Consider the following 23631-nt stretch of genomic DNA (forward strand, 5'->3'; position numbering starts at 1 on the left):
GCCCAACCTGTCCCTCGAGACATCACGACCTGTCCCCGGAGACATCCCCCGACCCCCCCCTCGTGCGCCTCGGGCCATCCCCCGGGCAACCTTGTCTTTATTAAAATGTCCCTGGAGACAGGCTGCCTGAGCACCCGCCGCGTCCCCGGCGCGGCGCGTCTGCGCGCCTCCGGCCCCCGGGCCGGCTGGCTCTGCCGTTGCCCCCGCCCGCACCTGCGCGGGCTGACCGCCGGGGGCGGGCCGGCTAGAGTCGTCGCATGCGTCCGATTGGCTTACTGCTGTGCGTCTCGGCCTGCACCCTCGACAACCCGGCCTTCCGCGTCACCGACACCGAGGGCGGCAGCGCCAGCTCCGCCGCGAGCGCCGACCCGACGCGGCCGACCAGCACGACGAACGGCTCGACCACCGCGAGCAGCGACGCCTCGGGCTCGACCACCGACGAGCCGGCCACCACTGCCTCCGGGACCTCCGCCAACGTCAGCGACAGCGCCGTCACCACGGAACCGCCGGCGACCTCGAGCACCACCGACGAGACCACCACGACGACGACCACCACCGACCCGCAGCCGATGACCGCCACCGGCGACACTACCGGCCCGGTGTCGTGCGGCCTCATCGACGTGATCCCGCCGCTGCTCGCGCTGGGCCTCCTCGACGAGAATCAGACGCCCACCCCGGAGAACTGCGCGGCGTGGCAGGGCAAGGAGTTCGCCGGCAAGCTCGAGGCCACTCTCGGCGGCTTCAAGGTCCTGGAGCACCAGGACTGCCCGTCGATCGACGTCCCGGCCGACGGCTTCAAGTTCGACATCTCGCTGCCCGATGTCCCGTCGCACAACTCCGAGTGCGTCAAGCTGCGCTTCGCCGTCCACCCGGGCACGTGCCTCGTCTCCTTCGTCACCGTCACGCACGGGACCATGCCTGTCCTCACGGGCAGCTTCGGCCGCCACGAGTTCGAGCCGCCGTTCGTGCCGCAATACGAGCTGACCGACACCTGCGGCGCCTGCCCGGGCTGCTGCGCACCCGGCCCCGACCCCGGCACCTACGACGTCAAGATGGACGACAAGCCGGTCGTCGAGGGCGGCAACCTGCCGTTCGAGCACCAGAGCAAGCAGCACCTGTTCTACAACGTGCGCGCGCACGTCCACGGGCCCGAGTGCCTCGACAAGCCCAGCCCCGCGGACTGGCTGCACTTCGACTGGGTCGTGCTGCGCCTCGAGTGAGGCGCAGCAGCGCGGCGCGCCTCAATCGATCGGGTGCATCGCCCCGCGGATCGTCTGGTGCACCACCTGCGCGCCGACCTCGAGCCGGCGAGCGATGTCCTCCATCACGTGGAGCTCCTCGTCGCTGACCGAGCCGTCGGCGGCGGCGACGATCGTGAGGTGCTGGATCAGCTGGGCGCGGTTGCGCAGCGGCACCTCGAGGGCGGCCTGGATCCGCCCGTCCAAATCGCCGAGCAGCTTGGGCACGTCGGTCGGCTCGTCGGCGTGGTCCGAGCCGAGCAGGCGCCCCAGCGCCTCGAGCTCCGACGCCTCGACCCCGCCCGACGCGGCCGCCACCGCCAGGCCCGCGGTGTAGAGCAGCCGTCGCAGCGTGTCCGAGGTCTGGTTCTTCTCCTCGAGGTACGACGGCTCCATCAGCTGCAGGTCGCGCTCGATCACCTGCTCGACGTCCTCCAGCTGCCACGCGCTGTCGGTGCTGCGGCCCAGCGCCTGCAGGTACGGCTCCGAGCGGCTGAACGCCCACACCGCGCGCACGCGCACCGGGTTGTATGGGTGCGTGCTGAAGCAGTCGAGGGTGTCCTCGTCGTACTCCTTCTCGCGCGCCTCCGGGGCCGAGGCCAGGCTCTCGACCTGACGGGCGAAGGTCGCCAGGTCGGGCCGCACGCGCTCGCTGGCCATGCCGCTGGCGAGTTTAAAAAAGCCGCTGGCGGCCGCCTCCGGGTCGCCGGCGCACAGCAGGCCGATGCGGTCGGCCGACAGCTCGGCGCTGCGGCACCACGCGTACAGCCGCAGCGACGTCGGCCGCGAGACGAACGGGATCCCCAGCTCCTCGATGGTCGCAGTGATCGGCATCGGCAGGCCGTAGTGGTCGAACACCGCGTGGCCGAGCTCGTGGCCGATCACGAACCGCAGCTCGGCCGGCGTGAACGCCTCGAGCAGCCGGCTCGACAGCGTCAACACCGTCGGGCCCTTGACCTCGCGGTAGCAGGTCGCGTTGAACTGGTGCTCGGGCGTCACGTACACCTCGACCGGCGACTCGTAGCCGAGCATCTCCTTGCACTGCGCCACGGTGTCGGCGATCTCCGGCGACATCGACCGCGTCAGCCGCAGCGTCGAGCTCAGCAGGTTGCGCCGGTAGCCGTAGCCCTTGCCGCCGCGCCACTCGCGGAGCTTGGCCAGGGCCTTGCGCACCCCGAAGTCCTGCATCACCTCGTCGCGCAGCTGCTGCTCGCGCCGGACCTGGAACTGCCGCGGATCAATGCGCATCACTTCACCTCTCGCGTCACACCTGTCTACACGCACGAAGCGCGCCGCCCGGACCGCCTGTCGGCCCCGGGTCGGCGCGCCGCGCTACTCGCTCACGCCATTACGCGCGGGCATACTTGAGCGTCAACACCTCGAGGATCTTGGTCGCCAGGGCGTCCTCGACGTTGAGCACGCGCTGCATCGCCTCGAGCATCGCGTCCTCTTGCTCGTCGACGTCGCCGCTCGACATCGCGATGTCCGCCGCCAGCAGGTACGCCTTGTTCTTGACCAGCTGCGACGACAGGTCGCCGAGCGCCTTGACCGAGTCCTTCAGGTTGGGGAAGCGCTTCAGGATCTTCACCGCCTCCTGATACACGTCGCCGAACTCCTTGCCCTCGAACTCGGGCAGCTGGGCGAAGTAGCTCTCGACGGTGGGCAGCTCCGCCTCGTCGAAGCTCCCGTCGGCGCCGCACATCAGCAGCATCCCGTGGAGCAAGAGGGCGTCGTCGGTGGGCTTCTTCTGCGGCGTCACCTTGCCGGTCAGTTTGGACAGCAGACCCATGTAGTCACTCCTTGATCCCGCAGCGCGGGCGCAGGAAGTGTCGGCGAGGCGACCGCCGCGTACAAGGGTTTCCCGGCGCCGCCGCGCCGCTCGCCTGATTTCCGCCAGAACGTCGTTATCAGGCCCATGCGGCGGCTTCTCGGTGCTCCGGGCCGGACCCGGCGCGGGCGGCCGTCCCCACGGCTGCCGCAGCGACCCGCCGCAAAACCGCGTATCGCCGCGGCCTCGCCCCGACCTCTGCACACGCAACGACCCGCCGACCGGGCGCAGATCTCGCCCGCGGACGAAGGTCCGCGGCGCGACCCACCTCGCGGAGCACCGGCGGCCAGGCCCCGCCTCGTCAACCCGGCCGGCCCGCCGCGGACCCACGAGAGCGGCCACCCGGGCGACCTGCACGAACTCCTCTCCAGAAGCGACCGCCGAACCGCCCACGCGCGCCCTCGCGGTCGTGGCCGCGCGCCGCCGGCGGTGGCGCACTCGACGCCCGCGGCTGCGTAAGCATCCGTTCATCTTTCTCGGCTCGCTGTCGCCGGTCGCAGCGGCCGCCTTCGCTAGCTTGGTCGCGCCGCGGAGCCGCGCATGGCCCGGGCGGCCGCCACGTCGCCTGGCAGCCGCGGGCCCACGCGCCGGCCGAGGTGACGCATGGGCCAGTCGCTCGCACCTCGTCGCCTTGTCCTCGCGTACTCGACCTGGACACGATTTCGGCCAGCGTTTGCGGCGCCGTCGGCCTCGCTCGGGCGCGGAGCGCCGCGCGCTCATTCTGCCAGCGACGACGCGGCGACCGACACTCGGCGGTACGCCGCGCAGCGGCCCGGATCGCGGCTGCTAAGGGGTATGAAGCTGCGCGCGGCGGACGGTGAATTCTTCGTCATGCGCTCGTGCCCGGCCCTGTCTGTGGGCACGCTCGAGTCCACGGACGCCGTCCGAGGCGCGCCGTATTTGGCCGGCGAACATCGTTGGATTCGTCACCGCTCGGCCAGGGAGACCCTCGACAATGACCACATCAGACGCCGCGCTCGCGCACGGCCCCCGCGATCGCCTTCGTCACGCGCTCGAGCGGGCGGCTCAATGGTTGCCGATCCAGGCCCCGCTCGAGGTCTTCGTCCACAACAACCTGCTGGTCGCGTTCCAGCACCTGCCGTTCCATCAGGCGATGCTGGCCGCGCGCCGCAAGCTCGGCGTGCGCGGCTACTTCCCCGAGGATCGCTACCGCCAGGAGCACGCCGCCGGCCGGATCACCGAGGCCGACCTCGACGCGGTGTTCGCCGACGAGCCGCTGTCCGACGAGCCGCTGGTCCCCGGCTTCCCGTCGGCGCGCGCGGTGGCCCGCACCGTCACCCGCTACAGCATCGGCGCCGAGACGCCGGCCGACCTGCACTGGAAGATCGTCGAGGAGCAGGCGACCACTTATTTCGCCGCCGACACCGGCGACGACGCTCGCAACGCCATCCTCGCCGCCACCTCCGACTGGCTGCAGCCGCAGCTCGCCCACCTGCAAGGCCACGAGGCCGAGCTCGCGGCGCACATCGTCGGCCGCCCGCCGTTCCGCACGCCGATGGCCGAGCTGACGGCCCTGCTCGGCGACCGCCTGCACGCGGCGGCGTTCGCCGAGCGCCGCGAGCCGGTGGCAGTGCGCGCGCTGTGGACCGCCTGCGTCGACGCCTGCGCCCACTACGCCGGCATGCCGGTGATCGGCGCGCGCAAGCTGTGGACCCACCGCGAGCTGCTGCGCGCCTGCAGCGACATCGACGCCAACGACCTGGTGCACCCGGTGCTGATCCCGCTGTGCGCGGCGTTCCTCGACCGCGGTCAGTCGCACTGGTCGATGCCGGACCGCGGCGCCGGGTTCTTCCTCGCGTGGCTGCGGATCAAGCAGGCCGGCGTGTCGATCCGCCCGAGCTGGCTGGTCGGGGCCGACAAGCGGATGAAGGACTGGCAAGCCCGCGGCGTGACTGCCGAGGACGCCGCGCTCGAGCTGCTGGCGGAGCTCGGCGTCGAGCCCGACGAGTACGAGGCCTACGTCGAGCGCACCCTGCTGCAGCTGCCCGGCTGGTCCGGCATGTTCCACCGCCTGGGGCACGCGCCGGGCCCGATCGGCCGCTCGCGCGCCAAGGTCGAGCTGCTCGACTTCCTCGCGGTGCGCCTCGCGCTCGACCTGTTCGCCTTCCGCGACATCGCCCGCCAGGTCGGGCACGACGGCCCGGCCGCGCAGATCCGCCGCTTCTGCGCCCGCCTGCCGCAGATCGCCCCGCCCTCCGTCCGCGGCCCGCACGACACCGCCTGGCCGCTGTTCCAGCTGGCCCAGCACGCCGGCATCGGCGCGCCGACGATCCGCGCCGCCGGCCGCGGCGAGATCGACACCCTCGTCGCGTTCCTCGACCGCCACGACGACATGACCCGCATGCGCCTGTGGCACGAGGCCTACGAGCGCCACTACCGGGTCTCGCTGCTCGACGCGGTGGCGGCCAACGCCCGCGTGGCCTGCATGCCGAAGGTCGCGCCGCGGTTCCAGGTGATGCTGTGCCTCGACGACCGCTTCGAGTCGTCGCGCCGCTACCTCGAGGAGATCTCGCCGGAGGTCGAGACCTACGGCGGCCCGGGCTTCTTCGGCGTGGCGTTCGCCTACCAGGGCATCGACGACCCGCGCACCTTCCCGCTGTGCCCGGTGATCGTCACCCCGCAGCACCGCATCGACGAGGTCGTGCTGACGCAGCAGTTCGACCTCGCTCAGCTGCGCAAGCAACGGCTGCAGCGGATCGCCCGCGCGCGCGAGCTGTTCGGCCGGGCCTCGCGCTCGCTGTGGCTCGGCCTGCTCGTCAGCATCGTCACCGGCGTGTTCTCGGTGGTGCCGCTGCTGCTGTCGATCTTCGCCCCGCGCACCGCCGGGCGCCTGCGCCAGACGCTGCGCAAGAAGATCCTGCCGGAGCCGAAGACCCGCCTCACGCCGGCGCGCATCGGCCTCGACAAGGCCCCGGGCGAGGACCTGCTGCCCGGCTTCTCGGTCGACGAGATGGCCGCCCGCGTCGCCTCGCTGCTCGAGAACCTCGGCATGACGAAGCGCTTCGGCAAGCTGATCGTCGCCCTCGGCCACGACACCTCGTCGGTCAACAACCCGCTGCTGGCCGCCTACTCGTGCGCCGCCTGCGGCGGCCGCAGCGGCGGGCCCAACGCGCGCTACCTGGCCCACATCGGCAACCGCCCCGACGTGCGCGAGCGGCTGGCCGAGCGCGGCATCGTCATCCCGCCCGACTCCGTGTTCGTCGCCGGGGTCTACGACACCTGCGCCGAAGCGATCGCGTGGATCGACGAGGACCTGCTGCCGGCCTCGGCCCGCAGCGAGCTCGCCGACCTCAAGGTGATCCTCGACGAGATGTGCCGCCGCAACGCGATCGAGCGGGCCCGCCGGTTCGTGACCGCGCCGAAGCTCAGCGGCCCCGAGGCGGCGAAGCGGCACGTCGAGGCCCGCGCGGTCGACCTCGGCGAGCCGCGCGCCGAGCTCGGCCACGCCACCTGCGCCTGCAGCATCGTCGGCCGGCGCGAGCTGACCTACGGCCTGTTCCTCGACCGCCGCTGCCTGCTGATCTCCTACGACCCCACGCAGGACCCCGACCACAAGATCCTCGAGCGCACCCTCGCCGCCACCTCGCCGGTCGGCGCCGGCATCGCCCTCGACTACTACTGCTCGAGCGTCGACCCCGAGAAGCTCGGCTCCGGCACCAAGCTGCCGCACAACGTCACCGCCCTGGCCGGGGTGATGAACGGCTCGTCGAGCGACCTGCGGACCGGCCTGCCGACCCAGGCGACCGAGATGCACGAGCCGATGCGCCTCGAGGTGATCGTCGAGGCCACGCCCGAGGTGCTGCAGGACATCCTCACCCGCCAGGCCGCGGTCGCCGAGCTGGTGCTGAACGAGTGGGTGCGGGTCACCGCGATCCACCCCGACACCCGCGAGATGTGGACCTTCGACGCCCGCTTCGGCTTCCGCAAGTACGCGCCGAACCCGGCCCCGCTGCCGGTGGTCGCCCGCTCCGAGGACTGGTGCGCCGGCCGCGTCGACTGCCTGGCGCCGGCCCGCGTCGTCACACCCAACGAGGTGAAGCATGCTCCCTGATCTGCTGTCCGCCGGCTTCGCCCTGGCGCCGGTGTGGCCGGCGCTGGCGGCGATCCTGATCGCCCTGCTACTGCTGCCGCGCACCCGCCCGTCGGAGCGCCTGGTCGCCCGCATCACCACCGCCGCGGTGTGGCTCAGCCTCGTCAGCGCCGCCTGCGGGGTCCTGCTGCACCTGTCCCATGGGCCAGTCGATTACCGGCTCGGCAATTGGTACGACGCCGCCGAGTACAGCTTCCCGCTGGTCATGCTGTTCGACGGCCTGTCGGCGGCGATGTCGGCGTTCGTCGCCCTCATCGTCCTGACGACGGTGCGGTTCTCGGTCACCTACCTCCACCGCGAGCCCGGCTTCATCCGCTTCTTCGTGCTCACCCTGTTCTTCGCCGCCGGCATGCAATTGCTGGTTCTGGCCGGCAGCGTCGAGCTGCTGTTCATCGGCTGGGAGTTCGTCGGTCTCAGCTCGGTGCTGCTGGTCGCCTTCTTCCACGAGCGGGCCATGCCGGTGCAGGCGGCCCTGCGCGTGCTCGTCACCTACCGCGTGTGCGACATCGGCCTGCTGCTCGGCGCCGTCGGCCTGCACCACTGGCTCGGCACCACCGTGTGGGTCGACATCTTCGCCGCGCTGCCGCGCCACAGCGGCACGGCGGCCGGCCTGGCGGTCGCGCTGGCGCTGGTGTTCGCGGCCATGGGCAAGTCGGCGCAGTTCCCGGTCGGCGGCTGGCTGCCGCGGGCGATGGAGGGCCCGACCGCCTCGTCCGCGGTGTTCTACGGCAGCCTCTCGGTCCACGCCGGCGTGTTCCTGCTGCTGCGCGCGGCCCCGCTGATCGAGCAGTCGCTGACGGCGCGGATCGTCCTGGTCGTGGTCGGCCTCGTGACCGCCGTGATCGCCGCGCTGAGCAGCCAGGTCAGCGCCGACGCCAAGTCGGCGGTGGCCCACGCGACCGCCAGCCAGGTCGGCCTGATGTTCGTCGAGTGCGGCCTCGGCTTCTACACCCTCGCCACGATCCACCTGATCGCCCACGCCACCCTGCGCTACTACCAGTTCCTGCGCACGCCCACGGCCCTTCACGACGCGCTGTGGCAGCAGGCCGCGCTCGGCCGCACCGACTCCGACGAGGCCGCCGCCCGCTGGGAGGGCGTGGCCCTGGTCCGCCGCCGCGCGCTCTACCGCCTCGCGCTCGAGCGGTTCGCGGTCGAGCCCGCGCTCGACCGCCTCGTCACCCGCCCGATCATGAACCTCTCGCGCCTGCTCGACCGCCTCGAGGGCGGCCTCCTGGCCCTGCACGGCCGCCAGCCCGAGGCCGGCACCGGCGCGCCGCTGCCGGTCATGGCGCCCGACCTGAACGGCGCCATCGCCCCGCCCTCGCCCGTCCTCGCGCCCGACATGCCCGCGCCGGAGGCCCGCACATGACCCACGACCTCGTCGCCCTCGCGATCCCCCTGCTGTGGCTGTTCCCGCTGCTGGCCGCGTTCGTGGTCCAGTTCATGATCCGCGAGCCCACGCGCCAGCGCGACGTCGCCATCGGCGTCGCCTGGGTGGTGTTCGCCGTCGCCCTGGGCGCGTTCCTCCTCAACGGCTGGGACTCGCACTTCGACCGCGACGACCTCGAGTCGGGGCTGTTCCTGTCGCTGCGCTTCCACATGGCGGTCGACGGCCTCAACGCCCTGCTGCTGCCGATGACCGCCGCGATCGCGCTCGCCTCGCTGCTGTCGACCCCGCGCTCCGACCTGCGCGGCAACACTGCCGCGCGGATCCTCGCCGCCCTCGGCACCTTACTCGGCTGCTTCCTCGCGCTCGACGCGGCCACCCTGTCGCTGTTCTGGATCGGCTCGATGCTGCCGCTGTGGCAGGACACCCGGCGCAGCAAGTCGCGGCCGCTGCACCTCGTCATGACCCTCGCGATCGCCGGCACCACGCTGGCGCTGGTCGCCGCGCTGGTGCTCATGGCCCAGGCCGGGGCCGCCGGGTCCGCCTCGCCGTTCGACCTGTTGGCGCTGACCCAGGCCAGCACCTCGCTGCCGCCGGCGGTCGGGTGGTTGTTCCTGTTCGCCGCGCTGCTGCGCATGGGCATCTTCCCCATGCACCTGTGGCTGACCGCGGCCGGCTGGCGCGCCCCCGGCTACTCGGCGATGCCGGCGCTGTTCACCTCGCTGGGCTCGTTCGGCCTGGCGCGCGTGGTCATGCCGCTGTTCCCGCGGCTGTGCGAGCAGGTGTCGACGCCGCTGGTGATCCTCGGCGCGGTCACTGCCCTCTACGGCGCGGTCCTGGCGGTCGGGCAGTACGACCTGCGGCGCGTGATCAGCTACTTCTGGGTCAGCCAGATGGGCCTCGTGCTCACCGGTCTGGCCACGCTCAACGCCCCCGGAGTTTCGGGCGGGCTGCTGCAGTCGATGTCGTCGGTGGTCGAGGTCTGCGGCCTCATGCTCATCGCCCTCGAGGTCGAGGCCCGGGCCGGCACCACCGACATGCGCCTGCTCGGCGGCCTGGTCCGCCGCGCCCCGCGGCTCACCACCGGCTTCCTGTTGCTGTCGGCCTCTGCCGTCGGCTTCCCCGGCACGATCTCCTTCGTCGCCGAGGACCTGGCGATCCAGGGCCTCCTCTACGAGCACCAGCTGGCCGCGGCGCTCATGCTCGTCGTCACCGCGATCAACGGCGTCGCCCTGTTCAAGGCGTTCAAGCAGACCTTCCTCGGCCCCGGCTCGCAGCACGCGAAGGACCTGCGCTCCTTCGCCGACCTGCGCGGCTGGGAGTACCGCGCCTCGGTCGCGCTGATGGCCACCCTGCTGATCGGCGGTCTCATGCCGCAGCCGCTGCTCGCAGTGCGCGCCGGCGTCGTCGACGCCCTGCAGAAGCTCGAGCCCGCCAAGGCCGTGGCCCACGCCGCCCCGGCGCACGACGACGACGACGATGACGACGATTGAGCCGGGGCGCGCGAGTGACATGTCCCTTCAGACATGTCTCTCGGTAGAGCCCGCGCTCCTGGCCACGAGCCGAGCGTCCGCGCGTCGGCGCTGCCGTGCCTCAGCCGCTCAGCACGAGCGACCGGCTCTCGGCCGCGTCGGTCACGTCGACGCGCGCGCAGCGGACCGGCATCGACACCCGGTCGCCCTCCCCATCGAGGATGAGCTGGCCACACACGGTGTACGTACCGGGCGCGACGTCCTTGAAGACGAGCGGCTCGGTGGCGTCCCCGCCGCCGTTCAGGACCATCCGACCGATCGCTGACTTGGGCGCCGTCAGGTCGTCCATACCGGCGACGTCGACCTCGCCGGGGACAAGCCAGCCCAGGGCGTGATCGGTGCCGGCCGGCGCCTGGAGGTCGACGCGGAGCTTCCGCGGCTCCGCGAGCCGGTAATCGACCCACGCCCCGACACCCGCCGCGACCCACTCGATCACGACAGGGCTCGCCTTGGCTTCGACCGGTTTGGTCGGCACCCCGGTGCAATACGTGTTCAACAGGACGAGCAGCGCGCTCGCGTGGATCCTCGAATTCCTGGGCGACAGCACGCCCCTGTTTAGCAAGGCGGGGGAGACGTCCGCAAGATCCGGGCGCGAGCGGCTTGCGCTGGGTGGGAGCACCACGGTCAGCGCGCGACGAGCTAGCCGGTCCGTGCTCCCGCGCGTTCGTTGGCCGCGCGATGGAACGGGTTGGCGCGGCCGGAGGTGTCATTGTCGGCCTGCCAGCGCGGCGTCCAGCGGACGATGCACCGGGCAGCGTGTTCGCCGGGGAACAGCGCCTCGAAGCGCTCGCGGTAGACGTACGCCTCCGCGGTCGTCGGCGTCGCGTACGGGAAGCGCTCCGCCGCCCGCGCCAGCTCGTGCGGACTGACCACGCGCTCGGCGTGCGTCCGCAACGCCTCGACCCATCCGTAGCCGACGCCGTCGGAGAACTGCTCCTTCTGGCGCCACAGCACCGACGCCGGCAGGAGCGGATCGGCCTCGTCGACGAACGCCTGGCGCAACAGCCACTTCTCGATCCGCGCCTCGCCGCCGGGGCCCGCGCTGCGCGGCTGCTTGAGCTCGGGCGGCAGCGACATCGCCAGGTCGAGGAACGCCAGGTCGAGGAACGGCACCCGCGCCTCCACTCCGTGCGCCATCGTGCTCTTGTCGGCGCGCAGGACGTCGCTGAGGTGGAGGTTGGCGACGCGCGCCACCGTCTCGCGTCGCAGCTCCTCCGGATCTTCGGCGTAATAGAAATAGAGATAGCCGCCGAAGATCTCGTCGGAGCCCTCGCCCGATAGAACGACCTTGACCCCTCGGTCGCGAATATAGCGGCTCAGGAAATACATCGGGATGCTCGCCCGAATCGTCGGAATATCATAGGACTCGACGTGCCGGATGATGTCGTCGAGCGCGGCGATCCCGTCCTCCACCTGGAACAGGACCTCGTGGTGCGTGGTGCCGAGGAACTGCGCGACCTCCCGGGCGGCGCGCAGGTCGGGCGCGTCCTTGTGGACGCCGATAGCGAAGCTGTGGATCTCCGCGTGGGGATCGCGGGCCCGCACGAGTCGGGTCGCCAGCGCGGCGATCAGGCTCGAGTCGAGACCGCCCGACAGCAAGAGGCCGAGCGGCACGTCGCTCATCAGCCGCTTCTCGACCGCGTCGGTCAGCCGCTGGCGGAGCGCGGAAGGGTCGCGGGTCGCGCTCGCCTCGCCGCTCAGCCACGCGGGCGCGTACCAGCGGCGCAGGCCGCCGCTGCGCGTCATGAGGTGGCCCGGCGGGAACACCTCGAACGACACGCAGTTGTCGATCAGCGCCTTGAGCTCCGACGCGAACCACAGGTTGCCGGCGCGGTCGCGGCCGTAGTAGAGCGGCTTGATGCCGATCGGGTCGCGCGCGACCAGCCAATCGTCGCCGTGGACGGCGGCGAAGGCGAAGATCCCGTCCAGCGCCTCGACGCAGGCCTCGCCGCGCTCCTCGTAGAGATGGGCCAGGACCTCGCTGTCCGAGCCGCTGACGCAGGGACGACCGACGGCGGCGAGCTCGCGGGCGAGCGCGCGGAAGTTGTAGATCTCGCCGTTGTGGACCACCGCGGCGCCGTCCCGCCCGCGGATCGGCTGTTTGCCCTGCTCGGGATCCATGATCGCGAGCCGTCGGTGGCACAGCACCGCGCTGCCGAGGCGCATCCACAAGCCGCTGCCGTCAGGGCCGCGGTGGGCCAGCCGCCCCGCCGCCGCCTCCGCCGCCGCCGCGACGTTACCGTCGATGTCGCCGAACACTGCAATGATCCCGCACATACCTGTCACCTCCGCTGCGCGTCGCGCAGGGCTCGCTGGAAGAAGAACTCGGGTTCGTCGCCGGCCGGACGCAGCTCGTCGAGCCAGGCGGCGCGCTCGTCGTACTCGGCGAGGAACGAGCGGCCCACCCACGCCGGATCGCGCCCCTGCAGCATCCGCAGCGAGAAGCACGGCTTCCCGCCCGACTCGACCACGCCGTCGACCACGACCTTCCCCGGCGTGGCCGACATCGACGGTCCGCGGGCGGTGCGGCACAGGCCGGACACCTGCCGCTGCGCGTCGCTGAAGATCGTCAGCGCCCGCGCGAGCGGGACCTTGAAGTACTCCTTGGGGCCGGTGTCGCGCTCGACGAACATGTAATACGGCACCGCGCCGAGCCGCACTTGCGCCCGCCACAGCTGCGCCCACACCCGCGGGTCGTCGTTGACCCGGCGGATCAGCGGCGCCTGACAGCGGATGACCGCGCCCGTCGAGCGCACGCGGCGGATCGCCGTGACCGCGGCCGGCGTCTCGAGCTCGCGCGGGTGCGACGAGTGAGCCATCAGCGCCAGGTGCATCCCGCGCTCGGTGACCTCCTCGAACAGCCGCAGGAGGTCGTCGGCGTCGGCGTCGGTCGTGAACCGGAACGGCCAGTACGCCAGCGCCTTGGTGCCGATCCGGATGCTGGTGAGCCCGGGCAGGCGGGCCTCCAGCAGGGGCTCGATCGTGCGGCGCAGCGCCGCCGTGCGCATCACCAGCGGATCCCCGCCCGTGATGAGCACGTCGGTCACGTCCGGATGACGGCGCAGGTACTCGACCAACTGCTCGGACTCGCGGGCAGCGAACTTGAGATCGTCGAGGCCGACGAACTGCGGCCAGCGAAAGCAGTACGTACAATAGGCGTGGCACGTCTGCCCCTGGGCCGGGAAGAACAGCACCGTCTCGCGGTACTTGTGCTGCATGCCGCGCAGGGCCCGGCCGTCCTGGGTCGGCACGTTGAGGGTGATCTGGCCGGCCGGATGCGGGTTGAGGCCGCGCTGGATCCGCCGCACCGCCGCCTCGATCTCGCCGCCGGACGCCTCGGCGCGCAGCAGATCGGCGACGATCTGCAGATCGGCGGAGTCCAGCATTCCGGGCTGGGGGAACGTCAATTGATAGATCGGATCGTCCGGGACGCGGCTCCAATCGATGAGCTCGTCGAGGACGTAGCGATTGACCCGAAACGGCAGCACGCGGGCCACCGCCGACAGCTGCAGGCGGACATCGGCCGGGAGCGCGGCGATCTGCGGGATGGATGCGAAGTCGCGCAGCGTGATCGGAGAGTAGGTCGGTCGTGGCGGTGAGGAATCAAGCACGAGGCCTCCCGAGCTCGCGCGTCTGAATGCGCGGCAAGGTGCATGAGCAAGGGATGTGCCAAGGGCCGCCGCGAGCCAGGGCGGCGGCGAGACGCCGTCGGCGAAGCCTCCGCGCTTCCTCGCTCGCCGGCCGGCGCCTCGCCGGGCAGGGAAAAATGCCCGGTGACCGGGCAAGATGCCCGCCCTGGTCGCGTTCACCGCCGGTTTGGCGCGGTTTCCCAATTGGCGCGAAGCGTGCTTGTCTTGCCGGCCATGAACGCGCCCCATCTCCGCCTCAAGCGCTGGCGTACGGGCTTGTTGGCGACCGCGATGGTGTTCGCAATCGGCGCCATCGCCGCTCTGGGAGTGATGGACGAGCGCTCGCTGGTGTCGACGACGCGCATCGAGAGCTCGCGCGAGACACGTGTGCTGGCAGAGGTGCTGGCGTCGGAGTTCCGGGCCGGCCTGTCCGCGCTCGGCGAAGGCGAGCCGGCGGGCGCCGCCCACGCCGAGGATGGTGCGTGGCGCTTCGCGAACACCTCGTTCGTGGTCGAGCCGCGCCAGCTCCTCCACGAGGACGCCATCGCCAACGACGCCGATCACCGCCTGCTGGTGTGGGCGACCGCGACGGACGACCTGCGGACCATCGAGGGCGCGCCCGTCGACCTCCCGAGCGTGGTCCAGGCCGCGACCGTGGGCGAGAGCAGCGCCTGGTTGACGCCGACCGAGGCGCTGCGTCTCGGGCTACCCGAGGAGCTCGCGGTCGCGGGCCTGTCGCGCGTGGAGGACCCACGGTTCGGCGAGTGGATCCTCGCAGTCGTCAGCTCGACGGAGCGCCAGCGTGCGCGCGAGTCTCGTCGCTACGCCCGGACCATCATCATGGTCAGCCTCGCCAGCCTCGTGGTGCTCGGCTTCGGGTGGGTCCTCCTCCGCACGCAACGACAGGAGCGGGCCTTCGAGCGCATGCTGGCCCGCGAGTCGATGCGCGCCCACCAGGAGGTCCAGCTCGCCCGCGAAGGGCGAGCCGCGACGATGTTGACGTTCGCTGCCGGCATCGCCCACGAGCTGTCGACGCCGCTCGGCGTGATCGCCATGCGGGCCGAGCAGCTCGAGAACAACGCCGAGGACGACCGGGCTCGCCGCGGCGCGCGAGCGATCACCGAGCAGGTGGCGAAGATCCGGGAGAACGCGCGCGGCTTCCTGGCCATCGCCCGCGGCGCTGCGCCCCTGCGCGAGCGGTTCCCGGCGGCCGACGTGCTGCGCAGCGCGGTCGCTCGCGTCGGCCACCGATTCGAGCGCGCCGGGGTCTCGCTCCGCGTCCACTCGTTGTCCGAGCTGCCGTGGATCTACGGCGACGCGCGGCTCCTCGAGCACGCCCTGACGAACCTGCTGCTCAACGCGTGCGATGCTTCGCGCGAGCGCGGCGAGGTCGAGCTCGGCGCGTCGCTGCGGGGCGGGCAGCTCGAGATCGCGGTCAGTGATCGCGGCGCCGGCATCGATCCCAACGTCCGCGCGCGCATCCAGCCGTTCTTCAGCACCAAGGCCGAGGGCACGGGCCTCGGTCTGGCGATCGCCAGCGAGGTCATGCGTATGCATCGAGGCGAGCTTCGGTTCGAGGACCGTCCCGGCGGCGGGACGAACGCCGTGTTACGCTTGCCCGCCGAACCCATGTCCGACGATGCTCTCGCCGACGAAGCACAAGACGCGCATCCTGCTGGTTGACGACGACCTCGACATGCTCGAGGCCCTCAGCGACGGCCTGACGGAGAAGGGGTTCGACGTGGCCGCGGCGCGCTCCGCCGAGGCGGCGCTGGTGCACCTCGCGGAGGCGAACTTCGACGTGATGGTGACCGACCTGCGCATGACCGGGGCCGACGGCTTGACGTTGCTCGCCCAGGCGCGGGCCCTCAACCCGCAGCTGCCCGTCATCGTCATGACCGCCTACAGCGCGCTCGACACTGCGATCGAGGCCGTGCGCCGCGGCGCCTTCCACTACCTGGCGAAGCCGTTCCGGGTCGACGAGCTCCTCATCTTCATCCGCCGCGCCTTCGAGGATACGCAGCTCCGCCGCGAGGCCGAGGTGCTGCGCCACGCCCTGCGCGTCCAGCCAGGGCCGCCCGGCCTGCTGGGCACCAGCGCGGCGATGCAGGAGCTGTTCCGCATCATCGACCGCGTCGCGAGCACCTCGGCGCCCGTCCTCATCACGGGCGAGACCGGCACCGGCAAGACGCTGGTCGCCTCGACCCTCCACCAGCGCAGCGGTCGCGCTTCGGCCCCGCTGGTCGCCCTGAACTGCGCGGCCCTGCCCGAGAACTTGTTGGAGAGCGAGCTGTTCGGTCACGTGCGGGGGGCGTTCAGCGGCGCCACCTCCAGCTCGGCCGGCCTGTTCTCGGCCGCCGACGGCGGCAGCATCCTGCTCGACGAGATCGGCGAGATGGCGCTGCCGCTGCAGGCGAAGCTGTTGCACGTGATCGAGCGCGGCGCCGTGCGCCCGATCGGCGGGATGAAAGAGCGGCCGATCGATGTCCGCATCCTCGCCGCCACCAACCGCGATCTCGAGCAAGCCGTGCGCGACGGCCGGTTCCGTGAGGACCTGCTGTACCGCCTCAACCTGGTCGTCCTCGAGCTGCCGCCGCTGCGCGAGCGCCACGGCGATCTGCCCGAACTGATCGATCACTTCCTCGGCAAGGCCAGGGCGCGCTACCCGGACAGTCCGGTCTGCAACTTCTCTCGCGCGGCCCTCGAGCGGCTGCTCGCCCACCCGTGGCCCGGCAACGTCCGCGAGCTGTCCCACACCATCGAGCGTCTGGTCCTGCTCGGTCACGGGGCGATGATCGAGGTCGCGGACCTGCCCCGCAGCTTCAGCGCGCCCCCGGACTCGAACCCCGCGTTCGACGCGATCCTGCCGATGCGAGAGATGCAGCGCCGATACGCCGCCTGGGTGCTCGAGCAGGTCGATGGGATCCGCGCCCACGCGGCCCGCCGCCTCGGCATCGACGTCAAGACTCTCGGGCGACTGTTGGGCACGCAGGAGGCCGCCGACCTCGACGTAAAAGAGTGAGGAGCGGACCGCGCGTCCTCGATCTCCGGGCTCCGCAGCCAGAGTGTTCGCGGCGGTACCGGCGTCGTGACCGGCGGCAGCTCGATGCCCGAGGCCGCTGCGATGTCTCCGCCAGCGCTCGGCGGCCTCGAGCGTCGCTGCGCGAAATGTCATACGCGAAGGGCGCTACCCGCAATTTCCTCGTCAGACGTCGCAGCCCCCCGCGATAGAGTGCTCAGGCAAGGGTGCACCGGCGTACGTTCGTCGGCAGCAGGATTTGGCTCACCCGGTCGTCGAGTGAGCGCTGAAATGGTCGGGCCGCCATTTCGCAGGCCGCCGTGTGCGGCTGCGGAGGCAAGCCCGTGCAACAACCGAATACCCCCGACCCCGCACCTGCTCCGGCCGGCTGCGCGCTCCGACTGTTTTGGATGCTCATCGGCAACGCGATCGTGTACGCGTCGCTGGCGGTGATCGCCATGAATGGGGAAGCGTTCCCCTCGGTGCTCGACGGCGTCGTCTGGCTCACCGTCGGGTCGACGGTCGTCGCGCGCCGGGTCGATATCACGCGTTGGGCCGGAAAGACGGCCAGCGGCGAGCCCGCCACGCTCGCGCACTGGCGCCGCTACGCGCTCACCGTGGTCTCGTTGACCGCGCTCGCGTCGGTGCTCGCGCACGTGATCGGCGGCTCGCCGGCCTCGTGATCTCCGAGACCCGGAGGCTCCAGTCCTCGCGCACCGGCGAGCGGACGTCGTCCGGATCACAGATTCGCGGCCCTTCCGGCGGTGGGGCCGCAGGCACGGGGGGAAACGAGCACACCATCGTTCCCGGCCGCGAACTATCGCTCGCCGCCGGCGTGCTTGTGCCCTGTCGAAGCTCGCCCAACTTCCGGGTGCCTCGTCTTCGAGCGCCCGGAGTGAAAGCCATGTCGACCGCCGAAATCTCTGACAACAAGTGGGAGCTAGAAGCCTCCAGGCCGCCGATCGCCACCACCACGGGGGTCCTTCAGATCGTCGCCGTCGCCGCCTTCGCCGCCCTGTTCGTGTGGATGCTGTCGTTCGCCATGACGGGCATCTTCGGCGCCAAGCGCGACACTCTCGCCGATCAGTACGGTCGCCTCACCGTCGACGGCAAGCCCGCCGCGGCGCCCGCTCCCCGCTGAGGCCGCGAGAGCTCCCGCGCCCCTTCGCGTCCGGGCGCCGCGGGTCGTCGGCTCATCGGATGTCCCATAGGACATTTCCTTCTGGACATGTCGCAACAAGCAGCTCGGAAGCTCGCGCCGAAGCCTGCTGCGGCGCGTCCGCTCGACTCGACGCGGCGGCACTATCGAGATGCGCCTGCTCGGCGGCCTGGCCGGCCGCGCCCCGCGGCTCACCGTCCGTTCCTGCACGATCTCCGTCGTCGTCGAGGACCTGGCGATCCAGGGCTTCCTCCACGAGGCGCCAGCTCGTCGCGGCGTTCCTGCCCCTCGTCCCCGCGATCGACGGCGTCGCCGCGGCCCCTCGCAGTGCGCGAGGACCTGCGCTCGTTCGCCGACCTGCGCGGCTGGCAGTACCCGCCTCCGTCGCGCGGACGGCCAGCCTGTGGCTGCTCGTCGTCCGCGCCGGCGTGGGCGACGCCTTGCAGAAGCGCGAGCCGACCGAGACGGCGGCACACGTCGACCCCGCGCACCATGACGACGACGACCGGTGACGATGCGTGTCGTCATGGGGACGGTCGACCACGTCGCCTCGCCCGCGATGGGCCTGGCCCGCGATCGACTCGCCCGCGACCACCTCGCGCCTTTCATCGCTGCCAGCCCTCGCCGCGACTCCCGCCGGACTCCGCCGATGCCGGATCTCCCTTGGCGGACATTCGGCGCCGTTGCGTTACGCCGCGGTAATGCGCGAATGCGAGCTTGCCGCCCGAATTGTTGCATCGCCGTTCAGCAGCGCCTTTTGCGCATTTCGCCTCGAAGCGCGCCCAGACCTACTTCTATTTCATTTGCCGGCCGCCGAACGGCGGTCTAGCCTGAGGTCCCGCTCGCGCGACCATGCGCCGATCCCGATGAGAGCCCCGACAGGAGTTCCCCGTGAAGCGACTTCTTAGCGCCGTGCACACGCTCTTGCTCGCGACCCTGGTCGCGGGGTGCTCGGGCGCCAGCTCTGCCCCTGCGCCGGCCGCGACGGAGCGGTCGGTCGGCGAGCCGATGGGCGACCCGGATAGCCGGCATATCAGCGTCGAGGAGCGCTCTCTCCCTTACGTGAAGATCGAGGAGGCGGCGCTGGAGCCCGAGCACGCGGCCATCCGCGCCCCGGCGCGCGTGGCCTTCCGCGACGGCGCGGTGTCGACGGTGGGCGCGCCGGCGCCGGGCCGCATCGTCAAGCTGATGGTCGAGGCCGGTGAGAGGGTCGAGGCCAACGCTCCGCTGGTGGTCATCGCCAGCCCGGAGGCGTCCGAATACGCGATGGACCTGGCCCGCGCGCGCATCGAGGTCGACGCCGCCAACGACGCGGTCAAGCGCCAGGAGGACATGGCGACCAAGGGTGTCGGCCGCGAGGTCGAGCGGATCGCCGCCAAGCACCGCCTCGCCGAGGCCAAGGCGGCCCTCGTCCACGCGCAGAAGACCGTCAACATGCTCGGCCCCAACTCCGGCGGCATGGTCACGGTGACCGCCCCGATCGAGGGCACCATCCTGCGCCGCCTCACCACGGTCGGCGCCCAGGTCGAACCCGGCGGCGACCCGCTGTTCGAGATCGGCAACCCCGAGGCGCTGTGGGTGGTCGCCGAGGTGTTTCAGGACGACCTGCTGCTGGTCCGCGAGGGCGCCAAGGTCACCCTCGAATTCGCGGCCCGCCCCGGCGCGGTCATCGGCCACGTCGTCGGCATCGGCGTCCTCGTCGACACCGGCCTGCGCCGCGCCCCGGTCTACGTCGCCATCGACGAGGCCATCTCCGGCCTCACGCCCGGCGCCTACGCCCGCGCCAGCATCCTCGCGCCGGCCGAGCAGGGCGTGACGCTGCCCAAGACGGCCGTCCTGATCAAGGACGGCACCCACTCGGTCGTCTACGTCGAGGAGTCGCCCGGCAAGTTCGCCCAGCGCGACGTCGTCCTCGGCCACACCTTCGGCGAGCACGTCCAGGTGATCTCGGGCATCAAGCCGGGCGAGCGGATCGCCGTGGCGGGCGCCCTCCTCATCGACGGCGAGGCCCAGCAGCTCCTCTGAGCCGGGCCGCGCCCCGGCCCCTCCGCGCCGCTTCGGCACGAGGTCCCATGATCGCAGCCCTGATCCGCATCTGCATTCAAAAGCGCCTCGCGGCGATCCTGATGACCCTCGTCGTCGCGCTGTACGGCCTGCAGGCCTACTTCAAGACGCCGATCGAGGCCTATCCGGACGTCACGAACGTCCAGGTCAACGTCGTCGCCCAGCTGTCGGGTGCGGCGCCGGAGGAGATCGAGCGCCAGGTGACGATCCCGCTCGAGCGGGCCCTGAACGGCACGCCGGACATGATCCAGATGCGCAGCGAGAGCCTGTTCGGGCTCTCGATCCTGTGGCTGGTCTTCAACGACGAGGCCGACGCCTTCAAGGCGCGCACGCGGATCGCCGAGCGCCTGCTCAACGCCGAGCTGCCGGAGGAGGCCGAGGTCAAGCTCGCGCCCGACGCCACCCCGCTCGGCAAGGTCTACTACTACCGCCTCACCAGCGACCGCCACTCGCTCTACGACATCCGCTCCGAGCAGGAGTGGACCGTCACCCGCGTGCTCAAGCAGGTCCCCGGCGTCGCCGACGTCGTCGGCATGGGCGGCTTCCTCAAGGAGCTGCACGTCGAGGTCGACCCCCAGCGCATGGCCGCCTACGGCCTCACCCTGCTCGACATCACCGAGGCGCTCGAGCGCTCGAACAAGAACGTCGGCGGCGGCATCAAGCGCAACGGCGACCAGCAGCTGGTCATCCGCGGCATCGGCTACCTGCGCACGCCCAAGGACGTCGAGGACGTCGTGCTCGAGAGCGAGGGCGGCACCCCCGTCACCGTCGGCGACGTCGGCCGCGTGCTGCAGGCCTACACCCCGCGCCAGGGCACCGTCGGCTACAACGAGGAGCGCGACATCGTCGAGGGCATCGTCCTGCTGCGGCGCGGCGAGAACCCCGACACCGTGCTGGCGGCGCTGAAGCTCAAGATCGACGAGCTGAACCGCGAGATCTTGCCCGAGGGCATGGCCCTCGAGCCGATGTACGACCGCAGCACCCTGACCGGTCACACCCTCGAGACGGTCAACCACAACCTGGTCAACGGCTTCCTGCTGATCGTCGGCCTGGTGTGGCTGTTCCTCCGCAGCATGCGCGGCTCGCTGATCGTCGCCGTCGTCATCCCGCTGTCGCTGCTGGCCGCGTTCGCCGGCCTCTACCTGCTCGGCCTGCCGGCCAACCTGATCTCGATGGGCGCGATCGACTTCGGGATCCTCGTCGACGGCGCGGTCGTCCTGGTCGAGAACGTCATCCACGAGATGCGCCTCCACAAGCCGACCAGCCGGCGCGAGGTGCTGAGCCTGGTCGCCAGCTCGGCCATCGACGTCGCCCGGCCCACCTTCTACGCGATGGCGATCATCATCGCCGCGCTGATCCCGGTGTTCACGCTCGAGAGCGTCGAGGGCCGGATCTTCCGCCCGCTCGCGCTCACCTACAGCTTCGCCCTGATCGGCGCGCTGGTGTTCGCGCTGACCGTCGTCCCGGCCCTGCTGGCGCTCACCCTGCGCCCGCGCGACGCCGAGCTGCGCGACCCCAGGTTCCTCATCGTCCTGCGCGACGGCTACGCCCGCCTGCTGCGGGCCGCCCTGCGCGCCCGCGTGGTCCCGATCGCCCTGGCGCTCGGCCTGCTGGTCGCCGGCGGCGCCGCGGCCACGCGCATCGGCACCGAGTTCCTGCCCGAGCTCGACGAGGGCGACCTCTACATCTTCGTCGAGATGCCGCCCTCGGTCTCGCTCGAGAGCGGGCAGAACATCCTCGCCGAGGTCCGCCGCAAGATCATGGAGTTCCCGGAGGTGCTGGCCACGCCCTCGGAGCAGGGCCGCCCGGAGGACGGCCTCGACAACGAGGGCACCAACATGGCCAAGGTGTTCGCCCGCCTGCGGCCCAAGGAGAACTGGCGCCGCGGGCTCGCCAAGGAGCAGCTGATCGACGACATGCGGGCCAGCCTGGCCGAGATCCCCGGCGTCAGCTTCAACTTCTCGCAGCCGATCAAGGACAGCGTCGAGGAGGCCGTCAGCGGCGTCCGCGGCAAGATCGTCGTCAAGGTGTTCGGCACCGACCTCGCCGCCATGCGCGAGACGCTGGTGCGCGTCATCGACGCCGTCGGCGACGTCCCCGGCGTGGTCGACCTCGGCCTCTACCGCGACTCGTCGGTGCCGCAGCTGCAGATCGTGCTCGACCGCGGGGCCCTGGCCCGCAGCGGCATCAGCGTATCGGCGGCCGACAACGTGATCGAGACCGCCATGGCCGGCCACGTCGTCACCAACCTGTGGCAGGAGGAGCGCCTCGTGCCGGTGCGCGTGCGCCTGCCCGCGGTCGAGAAGGCCGACGTGTCGAGCATCGGCGAGATCCTCGTGCCCTCGCCCGCCGGCGCGCGGATCCCCCTGCGCGACCTCGCCGACATCCGCATCGCCAGCGGCCGCGCCTCCGTCATCCGCGAGGCCAACCGCCGCTACCTCGCCCTCAAGTTCAACGTCGAGGGCCGCGACATGGGCTCCACCGTCAAGGACGCGATGGACGTGGTCGCGCGCGAGGTCACCGTCCCCGAGGGTCAGTACCTCAAGTGGGGCGGCGAGTTCGAGAACCAGCAGCGCGCCATGGCTCGCCTGCAGGTGATCGTCCCGATCGCCCTGCTCATCGTCCTGGCCCTCCTGTACGGCGCCCTGCAGTCGGGCGTCAGCGCCGTCCTGGTCATGCTGTGCATCCCGTTCGCGCTGACGGGCGGCCTGTTCGCGCTGTGGGGCGCCGGGATCGCCCTGTCGGTCAGCGCCGCCGTCGGCTTCATCGCCTTGCTCGGGCAGGTGTCGCTCGCCGGCCTGCTGGTCGTCAGCGCGATCGACCGCCTGCGCAACGAGGGGGCCGAGCCGCTGCGCGCGGTCGTCGAGGGCGCGACCTCGCGGTTCCGGGCGCTGCTGATGACCGCGCTGCTGGCGATGCTCGGCCTGATGCCGATGGCGGTCTCGACCGGCATGGGCAGCGAGACGCAGAAGCCCTTCGCCGTCGTCATCATCGGCGGCATGGTCACCACGTTGTTCGTGGCGCTGTTCATTTTGCCCGCGTTCACCAGCTTGCTCGGGCGGCGGCGGGCGACGGCCGAAAATGAAGCCGAGCTCACTCCGCCTGCGCATTGACGGCGCGATATCTCCACACACGAACTCGAGTTCGCAATTGTGACGTTTATCACCCCTTCAATCGCTACAGGGGGATGACCGGCGACGATTCTTCGGCGCCGCTGCTTGCTGGCTTCTTGCGGCTCGTGTAGCTTCAATCTCCAGAATGGAGCGGCGCGTTGGATTCGGCCGTTTGTGGGCGGTGCTCGCGACGTTCGTCGCGCTCGCCCTCGCGGTCGTATTCACCGCGGCGCCGTCCCAGCGGCTGTTCGAGCGCTTCTCCGAGGACAGCGTCAGCATCCCTGCGGTCCACGATACGCCGTTCGTATCGCGCCAGCAGACGTTCGACGCCCAGCGCAGCACCGGCGCCGCCCCGAGTCCCAGCAAGAAGTGTCCCGCCGCATTGCCGTCGCTGTTGTCGCCGCTGTACGCGTCGACGCATTTGACGACGATGTCCGGACATCAGTCCGCTGAATGGCCGTCGTCGCGGCGTGGCCGACCGACCGCACGTGGGCCGCCGATGGTCTGACCATAGTGGGGGCCGCACCTCGGCCCTCTGGGTCAGACACCCC

Annotated in this window: 16 protein-coding genes; 11 read left to right on the forward strand and 5 right to left on the reverse strand. The window is 71.3% G+C overall.

Going from position 1 to position 23631, the window contains the following annotated elements; genetic code table 11:
• Positions 1 to 257: 257 nt before the first annotated feature.
• On the forward strand, positions 258 to 1220 hold the full coding sequence (locus OV090_RS43095) for a hypothetical protein (protein WP_267710729.1): 963 nt from the start codon (positions 258 to 260) through the stop codon (positions 1218 to 1220).
• A gap of 21 nt (positions 1221 to 1241) precedes the next feature.
• On the opposite strand, the gene OV090_RS43100 is transcribed toward OV090_RS43095, so the two are convergent.
• Together OV090_RS43100 and OV090_RS43105 are read right to left on the reverse strand one after the other, a co-directional pair.
• Positions 1242 to 2486, reverse strand: coding sequence for a M48 family metallopeptidase (locus OV090_RS43100; RefSeq protein WP_267710730.1), 1245 nt, complete (start codon positions 2484 to 2486; stop codon positions 1242 to 1244).
• A gap of 100 nt (positions 2487 to 2586) precedes the next feature.
• The gene (locus OV090_RS43105) at positions 2587 to 3027 is read right to left on the reverse strand and encodes a tellurite resistance TerB family protein (protein ID WP_267710731.1); all 441 of its coding nucleotides are present in this window, start codon (positions 3025 to 3027) and stop codon (positions 2587 to 2589) included.
• A 994-nt stretch (positions 3028 to 4021) separates the two neighbouring features.
• On the opposite strand from OV090_RS43105, the gene OV090_RS43110 reads away from it, so the two are divergent.
• From OV090_RS43110 to OV090_RS43120, 3 genes are read left to right on the forward strand one after another with little or no spacing between them, the layout of a single operon-like run.
• Entirely contained in the window at positions 4022 to 7138 is a 3117-nt protein-coding gene (locus OV090_RS43110) for a DUF2309 domain-containing protein (protein WP_267710732.1), read from the forward strand.
• Positions 7128 to 8546, forward strand: a complete 1419-nt coding sequence (locus tag OV090_RS43115; RefSeq protein ID WP_267710733.1) for a proton-conducting transporter membrane subunit — start codon at positions 7128 to 7130, stop codon at positions 8544 to 8546. The genes OV090_RS43110 and OV090_RS43115 overlap by 11 nt, the downstream gene beginning before the upstream one ends.
• A complete protein-coding gene (locus tag OV090_RS43120; RefSeq protein WP_267710734.1) occupies positions 8543 to 10057 on the forward strand; it encodes a proton-conducting transporter membrane subunit in 1515 nt (504 codons plus the stop codon). Before OV090_RS43115 ends, OV090_RS43120 begins: the two co-directional genes overlap by 4 nt.
• 100 nt (positions 10058 to 10157) lie before the next feature.
• On the opposite strand, the gene OV090_RS43125 is transcribed toward OV090_RS43120, so the two are convergent.
• The 3 genes from OV090_RS43125 to OV090_RS43135 are packed head-to-tail and all read right to left on the reverse strand — an operon-like array spanning position 10158 to position 13644.
• On the reverse strand, positions 10158 to 10718 hold the full coding sequence (locus OV090_RS43125; RefSeq protein ID WP_267710735.1) for a hypothetical protein: 561 nt from the start codon (positions 10716 to 10718) through the stop codon (positions 10158 to 10160).
• Between the two features lie 17 nt (positions 10719 to 10735).
• Positions 10736 to 12373: an asparagine synthase B gene (asnB, locus tag OV090_RS43130; RefSeq protein ID WP_267710736.1), complete on the reverse strand. Its 1638-nt coding sequence runs from the start codon at positions 12371 to 12373 to the stop codon at positions 10736 to 10738.
• 5 nt (positions 12374 to 12378) lie between these two features.
• Positions 12379 to 13644 carry a lysine 2,3-aminomutase gene (locus tag OV090_RS43135; RefSeq protein WP_346660440.1) on the reverse strand — a complete coding sequence of 422 codons (1266 nt, stop codon included), beginning with the start codon at positions 13642 to 13644 and terminating at the stop codon, positions 12379 to 12381.
• 315 nt (positions 13645 to 13959) lie between these two features.
• Between OV090_RS43135 and OV090_RS43140 the strand changes: the two genes are divergently transcribed.
• The 7 genes from OV090_RS43140 to OV090_RS43170 all read left to right on the forward strand — a co-directional run bounded on the left by OV090_RS43140 (position 13960) and on the right by OV090_RS43170 (position 23588).
• Positions 13960 to 15408, forward strand: coding sequence for a HAMP domain-containing sensor histidine kinase (locus OV090_RS43140; RefSeq protein ID WP_267710738.1), 1449 nt, complete (start codon positions 13960 to 13962; stop codon positions 15406 to 15408).
• Complete coding sequence (locus OV090_RS43145) at positions 15365 to 16747, forward strand: sigma-54 dependent transcriptional regulator (protein ID WP_267710739.1); 1383 nt, start codon at positions 15365 to 15367, stop codon at positions 16745 to 16747. Before OV090_RS43140 ends, OV090_RS43145 begins: the two co-directional genes overlap by 44 nt.
• A gap of 341 nt (positions 16748 to 17088) precedes the next feature.
• Positions 17089 to 17427: a hypothetical protein gene (locus OV090_RS43150; RefSeq protein ID WP_267710740.1), complete on the forward strand. Its 339-nt coding sequence runs from the start codon at positions 17089 to 17091 to the stop codon at positions 17425 to 17427.
• A gap of 221 nt (positions 17428 to 17648) precedes the next feature.
• Positions 17649 to 17885 (forward strand): hypothetical protein, encoded by a 237-nt coding sequence (locus OV090_RS43155; RefSeq protein ID WP_267710741.1) that lies wholly within the window; start codon positions 17649 to 17651, stop codon positions 17883 to 17885.
• A gap of 909 nt (positions 17886 to 18794) precedes the next feature.
• A complete protein-coding gene (locus tag OV090_RS43160; protein WP_267710742.1) occupies positions 18795 to 19928 on the forward strand; it encodes an efflux RND transporter periplasmic adaptor subunit in 1134 nt (377 codons plus the stop codon).
• Between the two features lie 47 nt (positions 19929 to 19975).
• Positions 19976 to 23080, forward strand: a complete 3105-nt coding sequence (locus OV090_RS43165) for a CusA/CzcA family heavy metal efflux RND transporter (RefSeq protein WP_267710743.1) — start codon at positions 19976 to 19978, stop codon at positions 23078 to 23080.
• A 145-nt stretch (positions 23081 to 23225) separates the two neighbouring features.
• The gene (locus OV090_RS43170) at positions 23226 to 23588 is read left to right on the forward strand and encodes a hypothetical protein (protein ID WP_267710744.1); all 363 of its coding nucleotides are present in this window, start codon (positions 23226 to 23228) and stop codon (positions 23586 to 23588) included.
• Positions 23589 to 23631 lie beyond the last annotated feature (43 nt).

The organism is Nannocystis sp. RBIL2 (assembly GCF_026626745.1).
GTDB lineage: Bacteria > Myxococcota_A > Polyangia > Nannocystales > Nannocystaceae > Nannocystis.